Source organism: Candidatus Kinetoplastibacterium oncopeltii TCC290E, from assembly GCF_000340865.1.
Classification (GTDB): Bacteria; Pseudomonadota; Gammaproteobacteria; order Burkholderiales; family Burkholderiaceae_B; genus Kinetoplastidibacterium; species Kinetoplastidibacterium stringomonadis.
Genome location: NC_020299.1, coordinates 606,205 through 623,866 on the forward strand (window position 1 = coordinate 606,205; position 17,662 = coordinate 623,866).

At 29.3% G+C, this 17,662-nt stretch carries 15 protein-coding genes; 12 read left to right on the plus strand and 3 right to left on the minus strand.

The annotated features are described in order from the left end of the window. Positions 1 to 62 precede the first annotated feature (62 nt). Genes CONE_RS03760 through miaA form a run of 4 tightly spaced genes read left to right on the plus strand, consistent with a single transcriptional unit; the run spans position 63 to position 3,530 of the window. The gene (locus tag CONE_RS03760; RefSeq protein WP_051033138.1) at positions 63 to 698 is read left to right on the plus strand and encodes an N-acetylmuramoyl-L-alanine amidase; all 636 of its coding nucleotides are present in this window, start codon (positions 63 to 65) and stop codon (positions 696 to 698) included. Then, positions 680 to 823: an N-acetylmuramoyl-L-alanine amidase family protein gene (locus CONE_RS03840; RefSeq protein ID WP_268741924.1), complete on the plus strand. Its 144-nt coding sequence runs from the start codon at positions 680 to 682 to the stop codon at positions 821 to 823. The genes CONE_RS03760 and CONE_RS03840 overlap by 19 nt, the downstream gene beginning before the upstream one ends. 46 nt (positions 824 to 869) lie before the next feature. Beyond that, positions 870 to 2,585, plus strand: a complete 1,716-nt coding sequence (gene mutL, locus CONE_RS02775) for a DNA mismatch repair endonuclease MutL (RefSeq protein WP_015397224.1) — start codon at positions 870 to 872, stop codon at positions 2,583 to 2,585. 6 nt (positions 2,586 to 2,591) lie between these two features. Further along, positions 2,592 to 3,530 carry a tRNA (adenosine(37)-N6)-dimethylallyltransferase MiaA gene (gene miaA, locus CONE_RS02780; RefSeq protein WP_015397225.1) on the plus strand — a complete coding sequence of 313 codons (939 nt, stop codon included), beginning with the start codon at positions 2,592 to 2,594 and terminating at the stop codon, positions 3,528 to 3,530. Positions 3,531 to 3,540: 10 nt separating this feature from the next. Here the strand turns inward: miaA and purM are convergent, their stop codons facing one another. Beyond that, the gene (gene purM, locus CONE_RS02785; protein ID WP_015397226.1) at positions 3,541 to 4,590 is read right to left on the minus strand and encodes a phosphoribosylformylglycinamidine cyclo-ligase; all 1,050 of its coding nucleotides are present in this window, start codon (positions 4,588 to 4,590) and stop codon (positions 3,541 to 3,543) included. A 182-nt stretch (positions 4,591 to 4,772) separates the two neighbouring features. Here purM and CONE_RS02790 point away from each other — a divergent pair, with 182 nt between their 5' ends. The 7 genes from CONE_RS02790 (at position 4,773) to CONE_RS02820 (ending at position 11,940) form a co-directional block, all read left to right on the plus strand. Next, positions 4,773 to 5,465, plus strand: coding sequence for an HdaA/DnaA family protein (locus CONE_RS02790; RefSeq protein ID WP_015397227.1), 693 nt, complete (start codon positions 4,773 to 4,775; stop codon positions 5,463 to 5,465). A gap of 6 nt (positions 5,466 to 5,471) precedes the next feature. After that, positions 5,472 to 6,173 carry an HAD family hydrolase gene (locus CONE_RS02795; RefSeq protein ID WP_015397228.1) on the plus strand — a complete coding sequence of 234 codons (702 nt, stop codon included), beginning with the start codon at positions 5,472 to 5,474 and terminating at the stop codon, positions 6,171 to 6,173. Then, positions 6,173 to 7,465 carry a polynucleotide adenylyltransferase PcnB gene (gene pcnB / locus CONE_RS02800; RefSeq protein WP_015397229.1) on the plus strand — a complete coding sequence of 431 codons (1,293 nt, stop codon included), beginning with the start codon at positions 6,173 to 6,175 and terminating at the stop codon, positions 7,463 to 7,465. The genes CONE_RS02795 and pcnB overlap by 1 nt, the downstream gene beginning before the upstream one ends. Beyond that, positions 7,458 to 7,946 (plus strand): 2-amino-4-hydroxy-6-hydroxymethyldihydropteridine diphosphokinase, encoded by a 489-nt coding sequence (gene folK / locus CONE_RS02805; RefSeq protein WP_015397230.1) that lies wholly within the window; start codon positions 7,458 to 7,460, stop codon positions 7,944 to 7,946. Before pcnB ends, folK begins: the two co-directional genes overlap by 8 nt. Positions 7,947 to 7,957: 11 nt before the next feature. Continuing rightward, positions 7,958 to 8,845 (plus strand): glycine--tRNA ligase subunit alpha, encoded by an 888-nt coding sequence (gene glyQ / locus CONE_RS02810; protein WP_015397231.1) that lies wholly within the window; start codon positions 7,958 to 7,960, stop codon positions 8,843 to 8,845. 18 nt (positions 8,846 to 8,863) lie between these two features. Next, a complete protein-coding gene (gene glyS, locus CONE_RS02815) occupies positions 8,864 to 10,990 on the plus strand; it encodes a glycine--tRNA ligase subunit beta (protein ID WP_015397232.1) in 2,127 nt (708 codons plus the stop codon). Between the two features lie 335 nt (positions 10,991 to 11,325). Next, the gene (locus CONE_RS02820) at positions 11,326 to 11,940 is read left to right on the plus strand and encodes a lysophospholipid acyltransferase family protein (protein ID WP_235043354.1); all 615 of its coding nucleotides are present in this window, start codon (positions 11,326 to 11,328) and stop codon (positions 11,938 to 11,940) included. Here CONE_RS02820 and secA read toward each other — a convergent pair. Further along, the gene (gene secA / locus CONE_RS02825) at positions 11,937 to 14,582 is read right to left on the minus strand and encodes a preprotein translocase subunit SecA (protein ID WP_041862247.1); all 2,646 of its coding nucleotides are present in this window, start codon (positions 14,580 to 14,582) and stop codon (positions 11,937 to 11,939) included. The genes CONE_RS02820 and secA overlap by 4 nt on opposite strands. Before the next feature lie 226 nt (positions 14,583 to 14,808). Here secA and CONE_RS02830 point away from each other — a divergent pair, with 226 nt between their 5' ends. After that, positions 14,809 to 15,273 carry a hypothetical protein gene (locus CONE_RS02830; RefSeq protein WP_015397235.1) on the plus strand — a complete coding sequence of 155 codons (465 nt, stop codon included), beginning with the start codon at positions 14,809 to 14,811 and terminating at the stop codon, positions 15,271 to 15,273. A gap of 966 nt (positions 15,274 to 16,239) precedes the next feature. Here CONE_RS02830 and ftsZ read toward each other — a convergent pair. Beyond that, a complete protein-coding gene (ftsZ, locus tag CONE_RS02835; protein ID WP_015397236.1) occupies positions 16,240 to 17,397 on the minus strand; it encodes a cell division protein FtsZ in 1,158 nt (385 codons plus the stop codon). Positions 17,398 to 17,662 lie beyond the last annotated feature (265 nt).

The following is a 17,662-nucleotide window of genomic DNA, read 5'->3' on the forward strand; positions in this document are numbered from 1 at the left end:
ATGTTCACAAAAGATCAAATAATGGATTTTTTTAATAAAAATATCCAAGAAATAGCTAGAACATGAATATTATCAACAAAGTAGAATGCAATGAGAATAGATTATTATCATATGATAACAATCTGCTTAAGAAAGAAAAGAGGCTAGTCATAGTAATAGATCCTCACTGTAGCGAGGATCCTGGAGCAATAGGAGAAAACGGTCTTTTAGAAAAAAATATTGTCTTGAGTATTGCTAAAAAAATAAAAGATTTAATAGATACACAAAATAACATTGATGCATATTTAACAAGAGAGCAAGAATATTTTATGCCATTATTGGCAAGGGTCCAAAAAGCAAGAGATGTAAAAGCAGATCTACTAATATCTATTCACGCTGACTCATGGGTTAACAGAAGTGCTCAAGGATCTTCTGTATTTACATTATCATCTTATAGAGCATCCAGTGCATTAGCAAAATGGATCGTAGACAAAGAAAATGAGTCAGATCTGATTGGAGGGATAAATCTACACTCATATGACAAAAATTTAGTAAAGATAATATTAGATTTATCTACATCAGCTCAAATAAAAAGCTCTATGAAAATAGGTGAGTTACTATTAAATGAAATAAAAAAATCAATCTTTTATACAAAGAGAATGTTGAGCAAGCTGATTTTGCAAGACTTAGAGCTCCTGATATACCTTCTGTTATTATAGAAATTGCATTCATAAGCAATCCAGAAGAGGAAATATTATCAAAATCAGAGGAATACCAGCAGAAATTTGCGAAAGCTATCATGAAAAGTATAAATTTATACTTTAAGATAAATGATAGTATTTAGATATTAAAAAAATGAAATAGTAACTAATGAATGAGTTTATATAACTATGTGCAATAATCGTCCGATCATACAACTTCCTGATTATTTAATAAATCAAATATCAGCAGGAGAAATTATTGAACGTCCTTCATCAATAATTAAAGAATTATTAGAAAATTCTATAGATGCAGATGCTTTAAATATAGATATCTATATATATGGTGGTGGTATTAAAAATATAACTGTAATAGATGATGGTATAGGTATACCTTATAATGACCTTATAATATCCTTAAAAAGACACACAACAAACAAAATATATAACTTATCTGATCTTAGAAAGATAACATCTATGGGTTTTAGAGGAGAGGCTTTAGCATCAATTTCATCTATAACTAAATTAGAAATAGTATCACGCACCAAAGAAGATAATCACGCTTGGCAAGTTAGTAATACAGATTTTTTATTAAAACCTTGGCAAGGAAAAGTAGGAACACTTGTTAGTGCTAGTCAGATATTTGATAATACACCAGCACGTCGTAAATTCCTACGTTCTGAACATACAGAACTAGAGCACTGTATCACTACAGTAGAAAATATTGCTTTAGCTTATCCTAAAATATCATTTAAAATTTTCAATAAAAATAAAATTATAAAACAATTTATAAAAACAGATTATAAGCAACGCATATATGACATTTTAGGTAATAGAATTCAAAAAGACTCAATACAAGTTTACATGTCAAATAAAAATATGGAAATAAAAGGCATATTATCTAATAATGCAGACATTAATAACAAGCATGATTATAGATATTTATATGTAAACAAAAGATATATTCATGATCGTATGCTAACTCATGCAATAAAAGCTGCCTACTCTGACATAAGCTATGGCCGACAATCTCCTTCTTTTATCATCTTTCTAAATATAGATTCAGATGATATCGATATTAATGTCCATCCTACTAAAAAAGAAGTTCGTTTTCTGACAGGTAATGTAATATACCAATTTGTTTCAAGAGCTGTAAATAAAGCAATTTCTGATTTTAGTATTAAAGATATTTTAATACATCAAGATAAATCTGCAAAACAAGAAGAATTAAGTACAAATATACCAAAACAAGTTAGTATAGAATACAACTATAATAATAAAGAACCTATAGAGATATTAACTGCTACTGACATTAATAATAAAGAACACCATCTCGGAGAAGCTATAGCACAATTACATGGAACTTATATATTAGCTCAAAATGATAACGGTTTAATAATTGTCGACACACATGCTGCTCATGAACGTATACTATATGAAGAATTAAAAGATTCATTCAAATCGAAAAAGATTCAAACTCAAAGACTCTTGGCTCCAATAATTTATAGAATGAAAGAAAAATTTGTGCAATTAGTAGAAGAGCATGAAGAATGGTTTAATATGCTCGGATTTGAACTAAAATCATATACCCCTAATTCGGTTGCAATATACTGTATACCATCTTTATTAACTGGGCATAATGTTGAACTTTTATTAATTAATGTGTTAGAGGAATTAAATTCTATGGGGCACTCTATACTTGCTGAAGTATATAGTAATAAAATACTATCAACGATAGCTTGTCATTGTTCTGTAAGAGCCAATAGAAAATTACATATAAATGAGATGAATGCCTTGCTCAGAAAAATGGAATTAACTAAAAGATCTAATCAATGCAATCATGGTAGGCCAACATGGGTATATTGGTCTTTAAAACATATTGATAAAATGTTTTTGCGAGGACAATAATAAAATATGCTAAAAAAAATTATTTGCATAACGGGACCTACAGCTACAGGTAAAAGTACAATAGCGATAGAGTTGGCAAAGAATTGGCCTATAGAGATTATTAATATGGATTCTGCTACAATATACCGTGGTATGGATATAGGTACAGCAAAACCCTCTTTGTATAGCAGATCAATTATAAGTCAACATTTAATTGACATAAGAGAACCTTATGAAACATATTCTGCTGCTGATTTCTGTCATGATACAAACTTACTTATAAAAGAAATTATAGAAAGAGGGAACATACCAATGATAGTTGGCGGTACAATGATGTATTATAATTCATTAAGATTTAATTTGGATGATTTGCCAACAGCCAATAAAGAAATAAGACAGGATATAGAAGCAAAAGCTAATATAATTGGATGGACAGAGCTTCATAAGTATTTGTCACAAATAGATCCAAAAACAGCATTGAAAATTTCACCTCATGATAGGCAAAGGATACAAAGGGCAATAGAAATATACGCAATAACCGGCAAGCCAATGTCTAGCTTATTAAATATAAGAGATAAAAAACAAGAACAAACAAATATATATATTACATTGAGTCTTGAACCACCAGAACGACAATATTTACATGAAAAAATAATAGACAGATTCAATTTAATGATTGAAAATGGACTGGTTGATGAGGTTTATTCGCTTTACTCACGCAATGATCTAAACCAAGATCTGCCTTCAATAAAATGTGTTGGTTATAAGCAATTATGGGATTTTTTTGAAAATAAAATATCTTTAAAAACTGCAATAGAAAAAAGCATAATAGCTACAAAAAAACTTGCTAAGAGGCAAATGACTTGGCTTAGATCACAAAAAGAAAGAACAATCGTAGACTGTTCTTCTAAAGAATTACTTAAAAATGTAATAGATTTCATAAACACTACACTATATAAATCTTAATTCAGTGCTTTTACAATACATAAGTTTGAGGCATATTCTTTTGAGTTCTAACGACCTCGCCAATTCTAGTAACTTTCTCGCCATAAGAAATCAAGGTTTTCATAATAGCATCAGCATCAATATCTGGAACTATAATAACCATTCCTATACCACAATTGAATACTCTATACATCTCTTCATCCAATATATTGCCATTTTTTTGCAACCAATTAAATAAATTAGGTAGATTCCAAGAATCTCGAAATAATTTTGCAGATAACCCTGGGTTCAATATTCGTGGAATATTATCTAATAAACCACCTCCAGTAATATGTGCCAACCCTTTTATAGAATCACCATATTCTGCTATTAAAGACAAAATTTGTTTAACATAAATACGTGTGGGAGCCATTATAGCATCAGATAATGGTTGACCATAAAAATCTTGATCAGGATTAGCTTTAGTATGCTCTAATACTTTTCTAATCAGAGAATATCCATTAGAATGAGCTCCGCTTGATGCTAAACCGAGAATAGTATCCCCTTCCCTTATTGTCTCACCATTTATTATTTTTGCTTTTTCAACAGCACCAACAGCAAAACCAGCTAAGTCATATTCACCAATAGGATACATTCCAGGCATCTCTGCTGTTTCTCCTCCTATGAGAGTACATCCTGCTAGCTCACATCCTTTAGCGATACCTTTTATTACTGAAGCTGCTATATCAACTGACAGTTTACCACAAGCAAAATAGTCCAAGAAAAATAATGGCTCAGCTCCTTGTACTAATATGTCATTAACGCTCATTGCTACTAAATCTATACCAACAGTATCATGACGATTCCATTCAAATGCTAACCGTAATTTTGTTCCAACTCCGTCTGTGCCCGAAACTAATACGGGCTCTTTAAAGTTTTTCGAAATCTCAAATAAAGCTCCGAATCCACCAATGCCTTTAAGCACTTCCTTGCGCTTTGTACGTGCAGCTAAAGGTTTTATTATGTTGACTAAGCTTTCACCTGCATCGATATCTACACCAGAATCCAAATAATTAAGAGATTTAATGTTTGAAGTAATCATATATAATTTAGGTTAAGTTATGTAAAGGTAAAGTTCCTTCTCTTAGATTCTACGTTGAATCCATTAAAACTACAAATTTTTCAATCATATTAATTTATTAATTAATAAACACAAACAAAATTTAAGTTTTTCATTATAATTAGTAACAGAGCTATCCCATTTAATAGATAAAAAAAACCTTCATGAGACGTCATCAACTTCTCCTTAATATGTCACCAATATTGGAGCCAACAATTGAAAATTATGTAGTAGGACTGAATGATGAGGCTTTGTATTCAGCAATGTATTTGCCTACTGGAAGAGCTATATATTTCTGGGGTCCAGATGGCTGTGGACGTACTCATTTATTACGAGCTTTGTCTCATAAAAATAAAGCTATTTATATAGATAACAATAAATTCGATGATGTCATAAATCTGCTATATAAGGATGATGCTAACGATTTTCCTGATCTAATAACAATAGATGATGTACATCTACTCAATTCATCACAACAATTAAAGGTATTTAAGCTGTATAATACCTGGCGGGAATTATCATTAACAAAAAAATCATTTTCTATGATGTTATCTGGAAATCAATCTCCAATATCATTAAAAATTAGAGAAGATTTAAGAACTAGATTAGGATGGGATCTGGTTTTTAAACTGGAACCACTGTCTGATCAAGAAAAAGCTAATGCATTAAAAAAACTATCTGGGAAACTTGGAGTATTTGGTGTAGATAACGTAATTACATGGATGATTAATCACCACGAACGTGACATGCGTAAATTAACAGCAACATTAATAGCCTTAGATCGTTACTCACTCTCTACTAAAAGACCTATTACAATACCATTATTAAAAGAAATGATAGGAAACTTGGAGTCATAATATTTTATGAATTATAAAAACTTAGTGCTTTTTGATTTAGATCATACTTTGCTACCTATAGACAGTGATTATCAGTGGGCAAGATTTTTAGCCAAAACTGGTCGTGCTGGAACTAATCCGGATGAAGCTATAAAAATAAATGATGATCTAATGGAACAGTATAATAAAGGAACACTTACGGCAGATCAATCTGCAGCATTTATGCTTAGGCTTTTATCTATCAACTCAACATATAACCTAGCTTTATGGCATGAAGAGTTTATGAGAAGTATAGTAAGACCTAATATAACAGATATGGCGGTAAAATTAGTACAAGATCATTTAGAATCAGGCGCCATATGTGCGATAGTTACAGCTACTAATAATTTTGTTACTGAGCCTATAGCAAGAGCTTTTGGCATAAAAAATTTAATTGCTACAGAAGCAGAATATGTTATGGGACATTTCACGGGAAAAATTATAGGAATACCTAGTTTTAAAGAAGGAAAAGTTATTAGAGTAAATAAATGGCTATCCGACATCGGATATAAAATTGAAGATTTCCATAATTCGTTCTTCTACAGTGATTCCATAAATGATTTACCTTTAATGGAATTAGTTAACAATCCAATAGCTACAAATCCGAGCAATAAATTACGTTCTATAGCAATAGAGAGAAAATGGGAAATATTAGATATTTTTAATAATTTTGAAGATTTTAAGTCTTAATGTTTAATCAAATAATTAAAAAATTACGCATCTTATTTATGAAGGGTAAACCATCTTATATCTATAAGAATAAACATGGCATTAACAAACTTAATATTTCTGAAAATGCTATAAGAGTATGCGAAACTTTGAATAAAAATGGCTTCGAGGCATATATAGTAGGTGGAGCTATCAGAGATCTTATATTAGGATTAAAACCAAAAGATTTTGATATTGCAACTAACGCTACACCAGAGCAAATCAAACATATTTTTAAAAGAGCTAGGATTATAGGAAAGAGATTTAGATTAGTACATGTTATTTTTTACAAAGAGATAATTGAAATATCCACTTTTAGGTCATCTCCAATAGATATAAAACAAGATGAGTTTGGCAGAATACTAACTGATAATTATTTTGGCTCACAGTCAGAAGATTCAAATAGAAGAGATTTTACGATAAATTCTTTATATTATGATGCAAATTCAGAAATAATAATAGATTATCATGATGGAGTATATGACTTAAAGAAAAAACAAGTAAATCTAATAGGAGAAGCTAGTATTAGATACAGAGAAGATCCTGTTAGAATTCTAAGAGCAATAAGATTTGCTTCTAAAATTAATGGGTCTATTAGTCCTGATACGCTCAAATATATAGAAAAACAGAAAGAATTAATAGCTAACATACCACAAGCAAGACTATTTGATGAGTTAATTAAAATATTAACATGCGGCAATGCATTAAAATGTTTATTAGAAATAAAATCAAACAACTTACATACTTTTCTGATTCCAACACTAGAAGAAACACTTAAAAAAACAGACTCGATGAATTTCCTAAAAATATCTCTTGATGAAACAGATCAAAGAATTTTGAATAGCAAATCTGTTAGTTCAAGTTTCTTATTAGCTGCTATTTTATGGCCTCAAGTACAAATAGAGTATCAGAAAAATTATAAAAAAAACAAAAATATATATATTTCAATGACATCTGCATCTGACACTGTAATAGAAGATCAGCTGAAAGTATTATCTATACATAAGAAAATAATATCAGATATGAAAACAATTTGGCTCATGCAAACAAAATTTGAAACTAGAAAAAACAAAACTTCTTTCCGCTTACTACAAAATCCAAAATTTAAAGCAGCTTATGATTTTGTTTTGCTTAGGGCAAAGTCAAATGATTTTGACAAAGTTGTTGCGCAATGGTGGACAAACTGGCTAGAATCTGACGATAAAGAAAAAGAAAATATGTTAAAAACAATCAATAAAACAAAAAATAAAAAACAGGAACATAAATGTGATTGATAAAACTGTAGAATCTTATATAGGTCTTGGTTCAAATCAAGGTGATAGCATATCGATAATAAATAATGCAATATCTGATTTATTTTGTATTTTTGGAAGCCATAGCATAAAATCCAAAATGTACATTAGTTCACCAATAAAAGCAGAAGGACCAGATTTCATCAATGCTGTTGTGAAGATATTTACTAACAAAGTTCCTTTAGACTTACTAGAGACATTACAAATTCTAGAAAAGAAATATGGCAGACAAAGAATGTATAAAAATTCTCCCAGAACATTGGATCTAGATATTTTGCTATATAGTCAAAAATCAATACGTTCTAAAGAACTTACAATACCACATCCTAGAATGCAAGAACGTGCATTTGTGTTAAAACCAATAATCGATATAGATCCATATATAGAAATACCTTATTATGGTAAGGCTCAAAATTTATTGAGTAACATAAAAGATCAATATATCAAAGAAATTGATGAGTGATATTTTTTAAAATGTTAACATTCCAACAAATTATTATTAAATTACAGAACTATTGGGACAGGCAAGGTTGTGCAATCTTGCAACCTTATGATATGGAAATCGGAGCTGGAACTTCTCATACCGCAACATTTCTAAGATCGATAGGACCTGAACCATGGAGCGCTGCATATGTACAGCCATCTAGAAGGCCAAAAGATGGTCGTTATGGAGAAAACCCCAATCGTTTACAGCATTATTATCAGTTTCAAGTAGTTTTGAAACCAGCTCCAATTAATATAATAGATCTTTATATCGAGTCGCTACGTGAACTAGGCGTAAATCCAGTTGAGCATGACATAAGATTAATAGAAGATAACTGGGAAAATCCAACTCTCGGAGCATGGGGATTAGGATGGGAAATCTGGTTAAATGGTATGGAAATAACTCAGTTTACATATTTTCAACAAATAGGAGGATTAGACTGTAATCCTACTACTGGAGAGATTACATATGGCCTTGAAAGGCTAGCAATGTATCTTCAGAATGTTGATATTGTTTACGACCTTATATGGACAAAAGACAGAAATGGTAGAGATGTACTTTATAGGGATATCTATCATCAAAATGAAATTGAACAATCTACTTTTAATTTTGAATATGCTGATATTAACATACTTACTAAACATTTCAATGATCATGAGCTAGAAGCTAAGAAACTCATATCTATACCTCTAGCTTTACCAGCATACGAAAAACTTTTGAAAGCAGCTCATATATTTAATATATTAGATGCTCGCGGGGCAATAAGTGTTACTGAAAGATCTTCCTATATAAGCAGAATTCGCAACCTATCAAAATCTATTGCCAATATATATTATAATTCTAGAGAAAAACTAGGGTTTCCTATGCTAATAAAATAATATTATAGATATCAACAAATGAATACAATGCTTCCATTAATTATAGAACTACTTACTGAAGAGTTGCCACCAAAAAAATTACAAGAGTTGGAAAAAACTTTTGCAGATACTATAAAATTCTTTCTAGAAAAATATAAATTAATTAAACAAACATGCCTGATAAAAAGCTTTTCTACACCGAGGAGATTAGCTGTTTATTTTTCAGAAGTATCCGGTAGATCTCCTGAAGAAATATTCAGAGAAAAGCTAATGCCTAAAAGAATAGGTTTATCAGAAGATGGAGTACCTACTCCAGCTTTAATTAAGAAACTATCGTTGAAAGAGATAGATTTTCATAAATATCATGAAAAAATCAAAATAGAAAATGATGGGCAGCAAGAATATCTAATAATTAACTATATAAAACCTGGTAAATATTTGTATGAAATATTACAACAATCTTTACAAGAAACAATTGTTAAAATATCAAATAGCAATGTAACAATGAGGTATCAAACAGATTCAAATACCACTGTCAAATTTATTAGACCGGCGCATAACTTATTAGTGATTTGGGGATTCAATAGATTAAAAATAAATTTATTGGGAATGAAATCAACATCCGAAACATCTGGACATAGATTTTTAGCAAATAATTTAATTAATATAGAATATGCAGGAGAATATGAATCTACACTGGAGAATATTGGTAAAGTGATACCATCATTTTATAAGCGTAAAGAATTTATTAAACAGCAACTAATGCAGTGTGCAAGTAATCTAAAATCTCATTTAGGAGATGATGATAGCTTCAATGTTTTGTTAGAAGAAGTAACAGCACTGGTTGAGTATCCAGCAGTTTATATTGGATATTTTGATAAAAAATTCCTAGAATTACCAAAAGAATGTCTTGTCTTGACAATGCGTATACATCAAAAATATTTTCCTCTATTTAATACAACATCTGGTCTTATAACAAACAAATTTCTAATTGTTAGCAATATAAAAACCTCAAATCCTATTAATATAATAAATGGTAATCAAAAAGTTATACAACCAAGGCTAGAAGATGCTCAATTTTTTTACAATATTGACAGAAAAAGATTACCTACAGAAAATATCAATAAGTTAAAAACTATAATTTATTACAATAAACTAGGAACTCAGTTTGATAGGGTTGAAAGGTTAAGATTTATATCAAAATACTTAGCAAATGTTATAGGTGCAAACGAATATTTAGCTGATAGAGCCGCTTTATTATCAAAAACAGATCTAGATTCATTGATGGTTGGAGAATTTCCAGAATTACAAGGAATTATGGGTTCATATTATGCAAAAAATTTTGAGGAACCTGAAGAAGTTATATTAGCCATAAAAAACCAATATTTAAATAGATTCAATATACCATTAGACGTTAGAAATGTAATATCTGCTATATTATTTTTAGCTGAAAGAGTAGAAATGATAATTGGTTTTTTTGGTATTGGACTATACCCAACTGGAGAAAGCGATCCTTTTGGTTTGCGTAGAGCGGCTATCGGCATAATTAGTGTTTTCGAAAAAATAAAACAATCTAATAAATTATTTAATGGATTGGATTTGCATAAATTAATGGAAATTACATTATCTAGTTTTAGTAATACTATGAAAAAAGATACTGTTCAAAAATCCATAGATTTCATTTATGAAAGATATCGCTATCAACTTTTTAATAAGTTTGAAAAAGATATTGTGGAATCAGTTATTTACATACAACCACCATTACATCAAATTTTATCTAGAATAGAATCTCTTTCATTATTTAAATCTAAATCAGAATTATATTCAAAAATATTTGCGATGAATAAAAGAATAGTTAATATTCTTAAAAAGAATGTTATTGAATCAAAAATAATTAATGAAAATCTATTGATCGAAACAAGTGAAAAATTGCTTTTTTTATGTATAAAAGATATTGAAAAGAAAAATAACGAATTAATAAAATGCGAAAATTTTGTAGAATGCTTAAACAATTTAGCCCATATTGAAAACTTTATAGAAATTTTCTTTAAAGATGTAATGATAATGACTGAAGACCTAGAAATTAGAGACAATAGAATATCATTATTAAATCGATTGAAAAACATTATAAATACTGTTGGAGACATATCAATTATAAGCACATGAAAATAAAACATGTAATTATCAATTATCGATTCACAAAGCATTACTATACTAATAAAAATAAAAAATGTCTCTTAACTATTTGATATTTTAAAAAATACTTTTACTAATTATTAAAAGTAATTCTTATTAATGTCTTACACTTGGATTGTATAATAAGACATATTCTTTTTAGTTAATATAAACACTGGATATACTAATAAATGATTAAGATAGGCACTATATATATTCGTTCTATAATTTATCGGCTATTTATATCAATTAGTATGATTCTTTGCTCATTTATGTACATATTAATTATTTTTGTTTCAGCCAAATACAAATATAAGATTCTATCATTGTGGCCAAAAATAGCATTATATGGTGCAAAATTTATATGTGGTCTTAGCTGGACTACTAAAGGAATTGAAAATATACCATCTGATGAGAGTTTTATAATATTATCAAATCATCAATCTACTTGGGAGACGTTGTTTTTTATTTCTGTACTACCCAAAAATGTTTGCTACGTCTATAAAAGAGAATTGCATTGGATTCCTTTCTTTGGATGGGGTTTAGCCCTGTTGGACATGATACCTATAAATAGATCTAAGGGGAGTACAGCCATAAAACAAATGATAACAAAATGGCAAAATAAATTAAATGAAAGTTGTTGCCTTATAATTTTTCCAGAAGGTTCGAGAAATCTTAGTAATAAAATTGGGCAATTTAAACTAGGTAGTGCTATTCTTGCCTTAGAAACAAAAAGCAACATACTACCAGTAGCTCATAATTCTGGAAAGTTTTGGAGGATTGACAGCATGTTGATATATCCTGGGAATATTATTGTTTCTATTGGCCCTATTATACAAGTAAAAAAATATACAACTGCAGATGAATTAAATAAAGCATCATACAAATGGGTTAAAAATGAAATGTTAAAGATAGAAGATGGCAATTGTAAAAATATTTAACTCAAAGACCCATGACAATGTTTATATTTTTTACTGCTACCACATGGACAGGCTTCATTCCTTCTAATTTTATTAAATTTCTTATTTGAGTCATTTTTATCAAAAATATCACTTTCCAAATTATTATTTAATCCTACATCTATCATCATTAAGTTGCGTACTATATCATGGCGAATCTTATCTAACATAACTGAGAAATATTCAAACGCCTCCCTTTTATACTCTTGTTTAGGATTCTTTTGAGCATAACCTCTCAAATGAATTCCTTGTCGCAAATATTCCAACCTGGATAAATGTTCTCTCCAATGATAATCTATAGATTGTAATAAAAATAACCTTTCTACATTCGTATAAGATGTTTTTATAAGACTTCTTTTCTCGTTATAAATAAACATTAATTTTTTATGCAATGAGTCTAATAAATCAAATTCATTAGAACTAGAATTATCTAGTAAATTTGATATATTTATATTGGATTGGAATTCTGATTCAATCCTTTTCTGCAAATCAATAATATTCCATTGATCTGGTACTGAGTCAATTGGAACATATTCGCGAAATATATTACAAATAACATCCTTGAACATCTCATCTATAAAACCTATAAGAGAATCACTCTCTAGTACTTCGTTTCGTTGGCTATATATTATATTTCGCTGTTCATTAGAGATATTATCATATTCTAATAGTTGCTTTCTTATATCGAAATTACGACTTTCAACTTTATGTTGTGCTGACTCTATAGCACGATCTACCATACCTGATTTTATAGCCTCACCGTATGGTAACTTTAGATGATCAATTATATAACGTAATTTGTCGCCAGCAAAAATACGCATTAATTGATCATCTAAAGATAGGTAAAAACAAGACGACCCTGGATCACCTTGTCTACCAGACCTTCCTCTCAATTGATTATCGATTCTCCTGGATTCGTGTCTTTCTGTTCCAATTATTCTCAAACCACCAGATTTCTTAACTAATTCATTTATAGATTTCCATTCTTCACGGATTTCATATACATATTTATTTTTTTCAGCATCTGATGATTTAGTATTTTTTAAAATATCACTTATTAATCTATCTATATTTCCACCAAGCACAATATCTGTACCTCGTCCTGCCATATTTGTCGCAATAGTGATTGATCCTGGTTTACCAGCTTCAGCTACAATCATTGCTTCATTATCATGATTTTTAGCATTTAAAACATTATGTTTAAGTCCTTGTTTTTTCAATAGCTTAGATAAATATTCGGAGCTTTCAATATTCGGAGTTCCAACTAATACAGGCTGACTCCTTTTATAACATTCTGATATATCTACTATAATAGCTTCGTATTTTTCTGCATCAGTTCTATATATATGATCATTTTCATCTATACGTATCATTGGTTTATTTGTTGGAATAACAATAGTCTCTAAATTATATATTTCCTGAAATTCAAAAGCCTCTGTATCTGCTGTACCTGTCATACCAGATAATTTACTATACATCCTAAAATAATTCTGAAATGTGATAGAAGCTAAAGTTTGATTTTCACTCTGGACATTAACACCTTCTTTAGCTTCAATAGCTTGATGTAATCCATCAGACCAACGTCTTCCTGTCATGAGTCTACCAGTAAATTCATCTACGATAATGACCTCATCTTCTTGAACTACATAATGGCGATCACGAAAAAACAGATTCCAAGCTCTCAAAGCAGAAAGAACATGGTTTATAAGATATACATTATTATAATCATATAAAGAAACTCCATTCTTCAATAATCCTTTCTCTTTTAATATATTTTCAACTTTTTCATGACCATGCTCAGATAAATAAACTTGCTGATTTTTCTCATCTATCCAAAAATCTCCACTAACTTCATTTCCGTACTGATCGGGCTCATTCTTCATACGTACCAACAAAGAAGGAATTTTGTTTATTTTAATATATAAATCACTACTATCTTCAAAAGAACCTGATATTATCAATGGAGTACGAGCCTCATCTATTAATATAGAATCAACTTCGTCAACTATTGCATAATTCAATGAACGCTGACGCTTATTTTCCAGAATATATTCCATATTATCACGCAAATAATCAAATCCGAATTCATTATTCGTACCATATGTTATATCTGCTAAATAAGCTTTTTTCTTTTCATCAGAAGTCTGTTGCGACAGAATAACTCCAACTGACAATCCTAAAAAATTGTATAGTTTACCCATCCATTCAGCGTCTCTACGAGCTAAATAATCATTCACAGTAACAACGTGCACTCCTTTACCAGTAATTGCATTAAGATATACAGGCAAAGTTGCTGTCAAAGTTTTACCTTCTCCAGTACGCATCTCTGCAATTTTTCCATTATGCAAAGCAATACCTCCAAGGAGTTGAACATCAAAATGACGCATTCCGTAAACTCTTTTACTAGCTTCTCTAACGACAGCAAAAGCTTCAGGTAATAGATCATCTATACTATTACCTGAAGCATGATAATTACGAAATTTTTCTGTTTTACTACGTAGTTCGATATCAGATAGCTCTGATATTATATGTTCCATGTTATTGATATTATTAACCAAGACCTGATATTGCTTTAATAATCTATCATTACGACTACCAAAAATTTTTTTAAATAGATTGGATATATTAGAAAACAAAATGATAAGACCCCATTTTTATAAAATTTTAAAAAATAATGAACACTAAATTTTTTATATTAGCTTAATAAAAAAACAACAGAAATTATTTATTTATTAAATAAAGAATAAATTTGTAAAGATAATGAATTTGTATAAAAATGTTATTTCTCACCAATTTAATCATCTTTCAATTAGGAATTATATTCCTATATATAATAGTAATTATAGTATTATGAACGTTTCAAAACAAACTAAGAGTTACAATCTCAAGGCAATTGATTGGCTAGTATCAAATAATAAAATCAATGAAACACTAGATGTTGCATACACCTATATAAAAATAAAGCATTTAATATCGAAAATATTACCAGATTATTTAAAAAAATCATTTTATATAATAAAAACTGAGCAAAATAGCATAACTATAGCAGTAGATAATGCCATTTACGCTACTAGAATGCGTCAATTATCATACTCAATAGTAAATGAATTGAAAATTACGTATAGCAAAAATATAAAAAACATAAAAATTAAAATAATTAATGAATATTTGACATTAAAAACAAAAACTATTATTAAGAAAAAAAACAATATATCTATTAAAGGTATAAACTCTTTCGAGCAATTGCAAGAAAATTCTAAGCCTGGTCCATTAAAAGATGCTATTAAAAGATTGATTGCTCATCATAAGTTATAAAAAGTAGTTAATACAATAACAATAATGCTCAAATAATGTCAATTAATAATCACAAATCTATTACATGTTTTTTTTAACAACTTCACAAAAGCCACTTCTTCTTAATAATAAATTAAAAAGTATGGTATTTAAATAATGACAAGATTTATGATAAACAATACATAGTAATGAAATCTTTTTCAATAAATATAAGTATCCTATTTTATCTAAAATCTTATATCTTTATAGCGCAAAACCATCATAATTTAATATATTAAAATCATCCCTCACAATAACAATAAAAGTTGCCAATACAAGCGAGACCAATAGAATTCAATGCATTTAGCCAAGTAATAAAAAATTATGTACTTTTAAAATATCTTTTAAGAAAGAGTCTTTTGATATAATAACCATCTCTATATTGCTAACTGCAGAAGAAATTACAAGATTTTTTAAATCCAATTGAGAAAGCTAATATAAACCCATCGTAAGTTTTTAGCATATCTCATCTACTATTTTCAACATTTTCTTAAGATATTTTTACAACTTTTTAATTCTAGTAGCTTTATAAAATTTTTGCTCCTTGATATTAAAATACTTCAATAAATTAACAAAATAATTTTAGTCACTATCGAAAATAGGAATTTCTTCAGAATTTATATCTATGTTTATGTTATAAATACTAAATCCATATAGTTAACATTAAATGCTATATTTTTGATATTCAAACATTTCCTGTAGTAAGGACATATTCAGCTTATTAATGGTATATCTGAAGATCAATTCTATGAAAATCCATTATTTGCATCTGCTGGGTGCAATAAAATTCTAGCCTATTTGCCATAATGTATGTCATATCACCATAGCAATTACTGGCACTATTAATAGTGCAAAAGATAAAGTGCTCTTTGTTAATATTGTAACAATATGCAAGTCTTATTATAAAAAACACATGTAAAACAAAAGAAAAATTATTAATAATATAAATTAATCCACCTTTTTCCTTAAAAAGGAAGGTATATCAAAATTATCAGATTCTGTTCTATTTTCCTCGAAACCAATATTCCTTGTTCGAGGATTGTGTATTACAGAGGGAGAATTTATTTTATTAGGCTCATTTTTGTTTACGTTAGATTGCTTGCTAATATCTTTACGTTCAATAATATCGCGCTTAGAAGGTATATTAGAAGACAATGATTTTCCTAACCCAGTTGCAACTACAGTAACTCTAAGCTCATCCCCCATAGAATCATCATATGCATTTCCAAAAATGACAGTTGCATCTTCTGAAGCATAGCTTCGAATAGTTTCCATAATTTCTCGTGTCTCCCTCATTTTTAATGATCTACTGGATGTTATATTTACCAATAGTCCTTTAGCTCCATGCAAATCTATTCCTTCTAACAAAGGACAAGCAATGGCTTGTTCTGCTGCTAATTTGGCCCTATCCTTACCATCTGCAACAGAGGTGCCCATCATAGCTTGACCATATTCACCCATAATTGTTCGTACATCTTCAAAATCAACATTTACATTGCCTTCAACATTAATTATCTCTGCTATGCCAGCACAAGCATTATTCAAGACACTATCTGCTGATTTGAAACAATCTTCTTGCGTAGCATCTTCATCCATTAAAGAATATAAATTCTCGTTCAATATAACAATTAAAGAATGTACATTTTTAGCCAGTTCAGCTATTCCTTCTTCTGCAACGCGCAAGCGTTTATTACCTTCAAAAGAAAAAGGTTTAGTGACAACACCTACTGTTAAAATACCTAAATCTTTAGCAATTTCTGCTACTATTGGACTTGCTCCAGTACCAGTTCCTCCGCCCATCCCTGCTGTAATAAATACCATATGGGCTCCTGATAATGCTAAACGGATTTCTTCTCTGGCTGTTTCTGCATAAGACTTACCTTGCTCAGGTTTTGCACCTGCTCCTAATCCGGTATGGCCAAGACTAATTTGTACAGGAGAATTTGTAGCTGCAAGTGCTTGTGCATCAGTATTAGCACATATAAATTCAACTCCTTTGACACCACTACGTATCATATGAGCAACTGCATTGCCTCCAGCTCCTCCTACTCCTATTACTTTTATTATTGTACCTTTAGAATTGCTATCTAAAATTTCAAATTTCATATAGTCCCTTAAGAATTTTTAAAATGTAGTATTAATAGTTCATTATATAAATATTTATTTAGTTTTCTACTTTAATGAGTAATTCTATTAAAATAAGATTACTATATACTTTAAATACAGGACTGATTTAAATTTGACTTATAAACTACTGATAGATCTATAAACAAATAACTATATCTATTTTTATTAATACCAGAAAACAACTATTACAATAAATAATAACAGTCAATTATTATGTAAAATAGAAAATTTGCTATGAAATGAC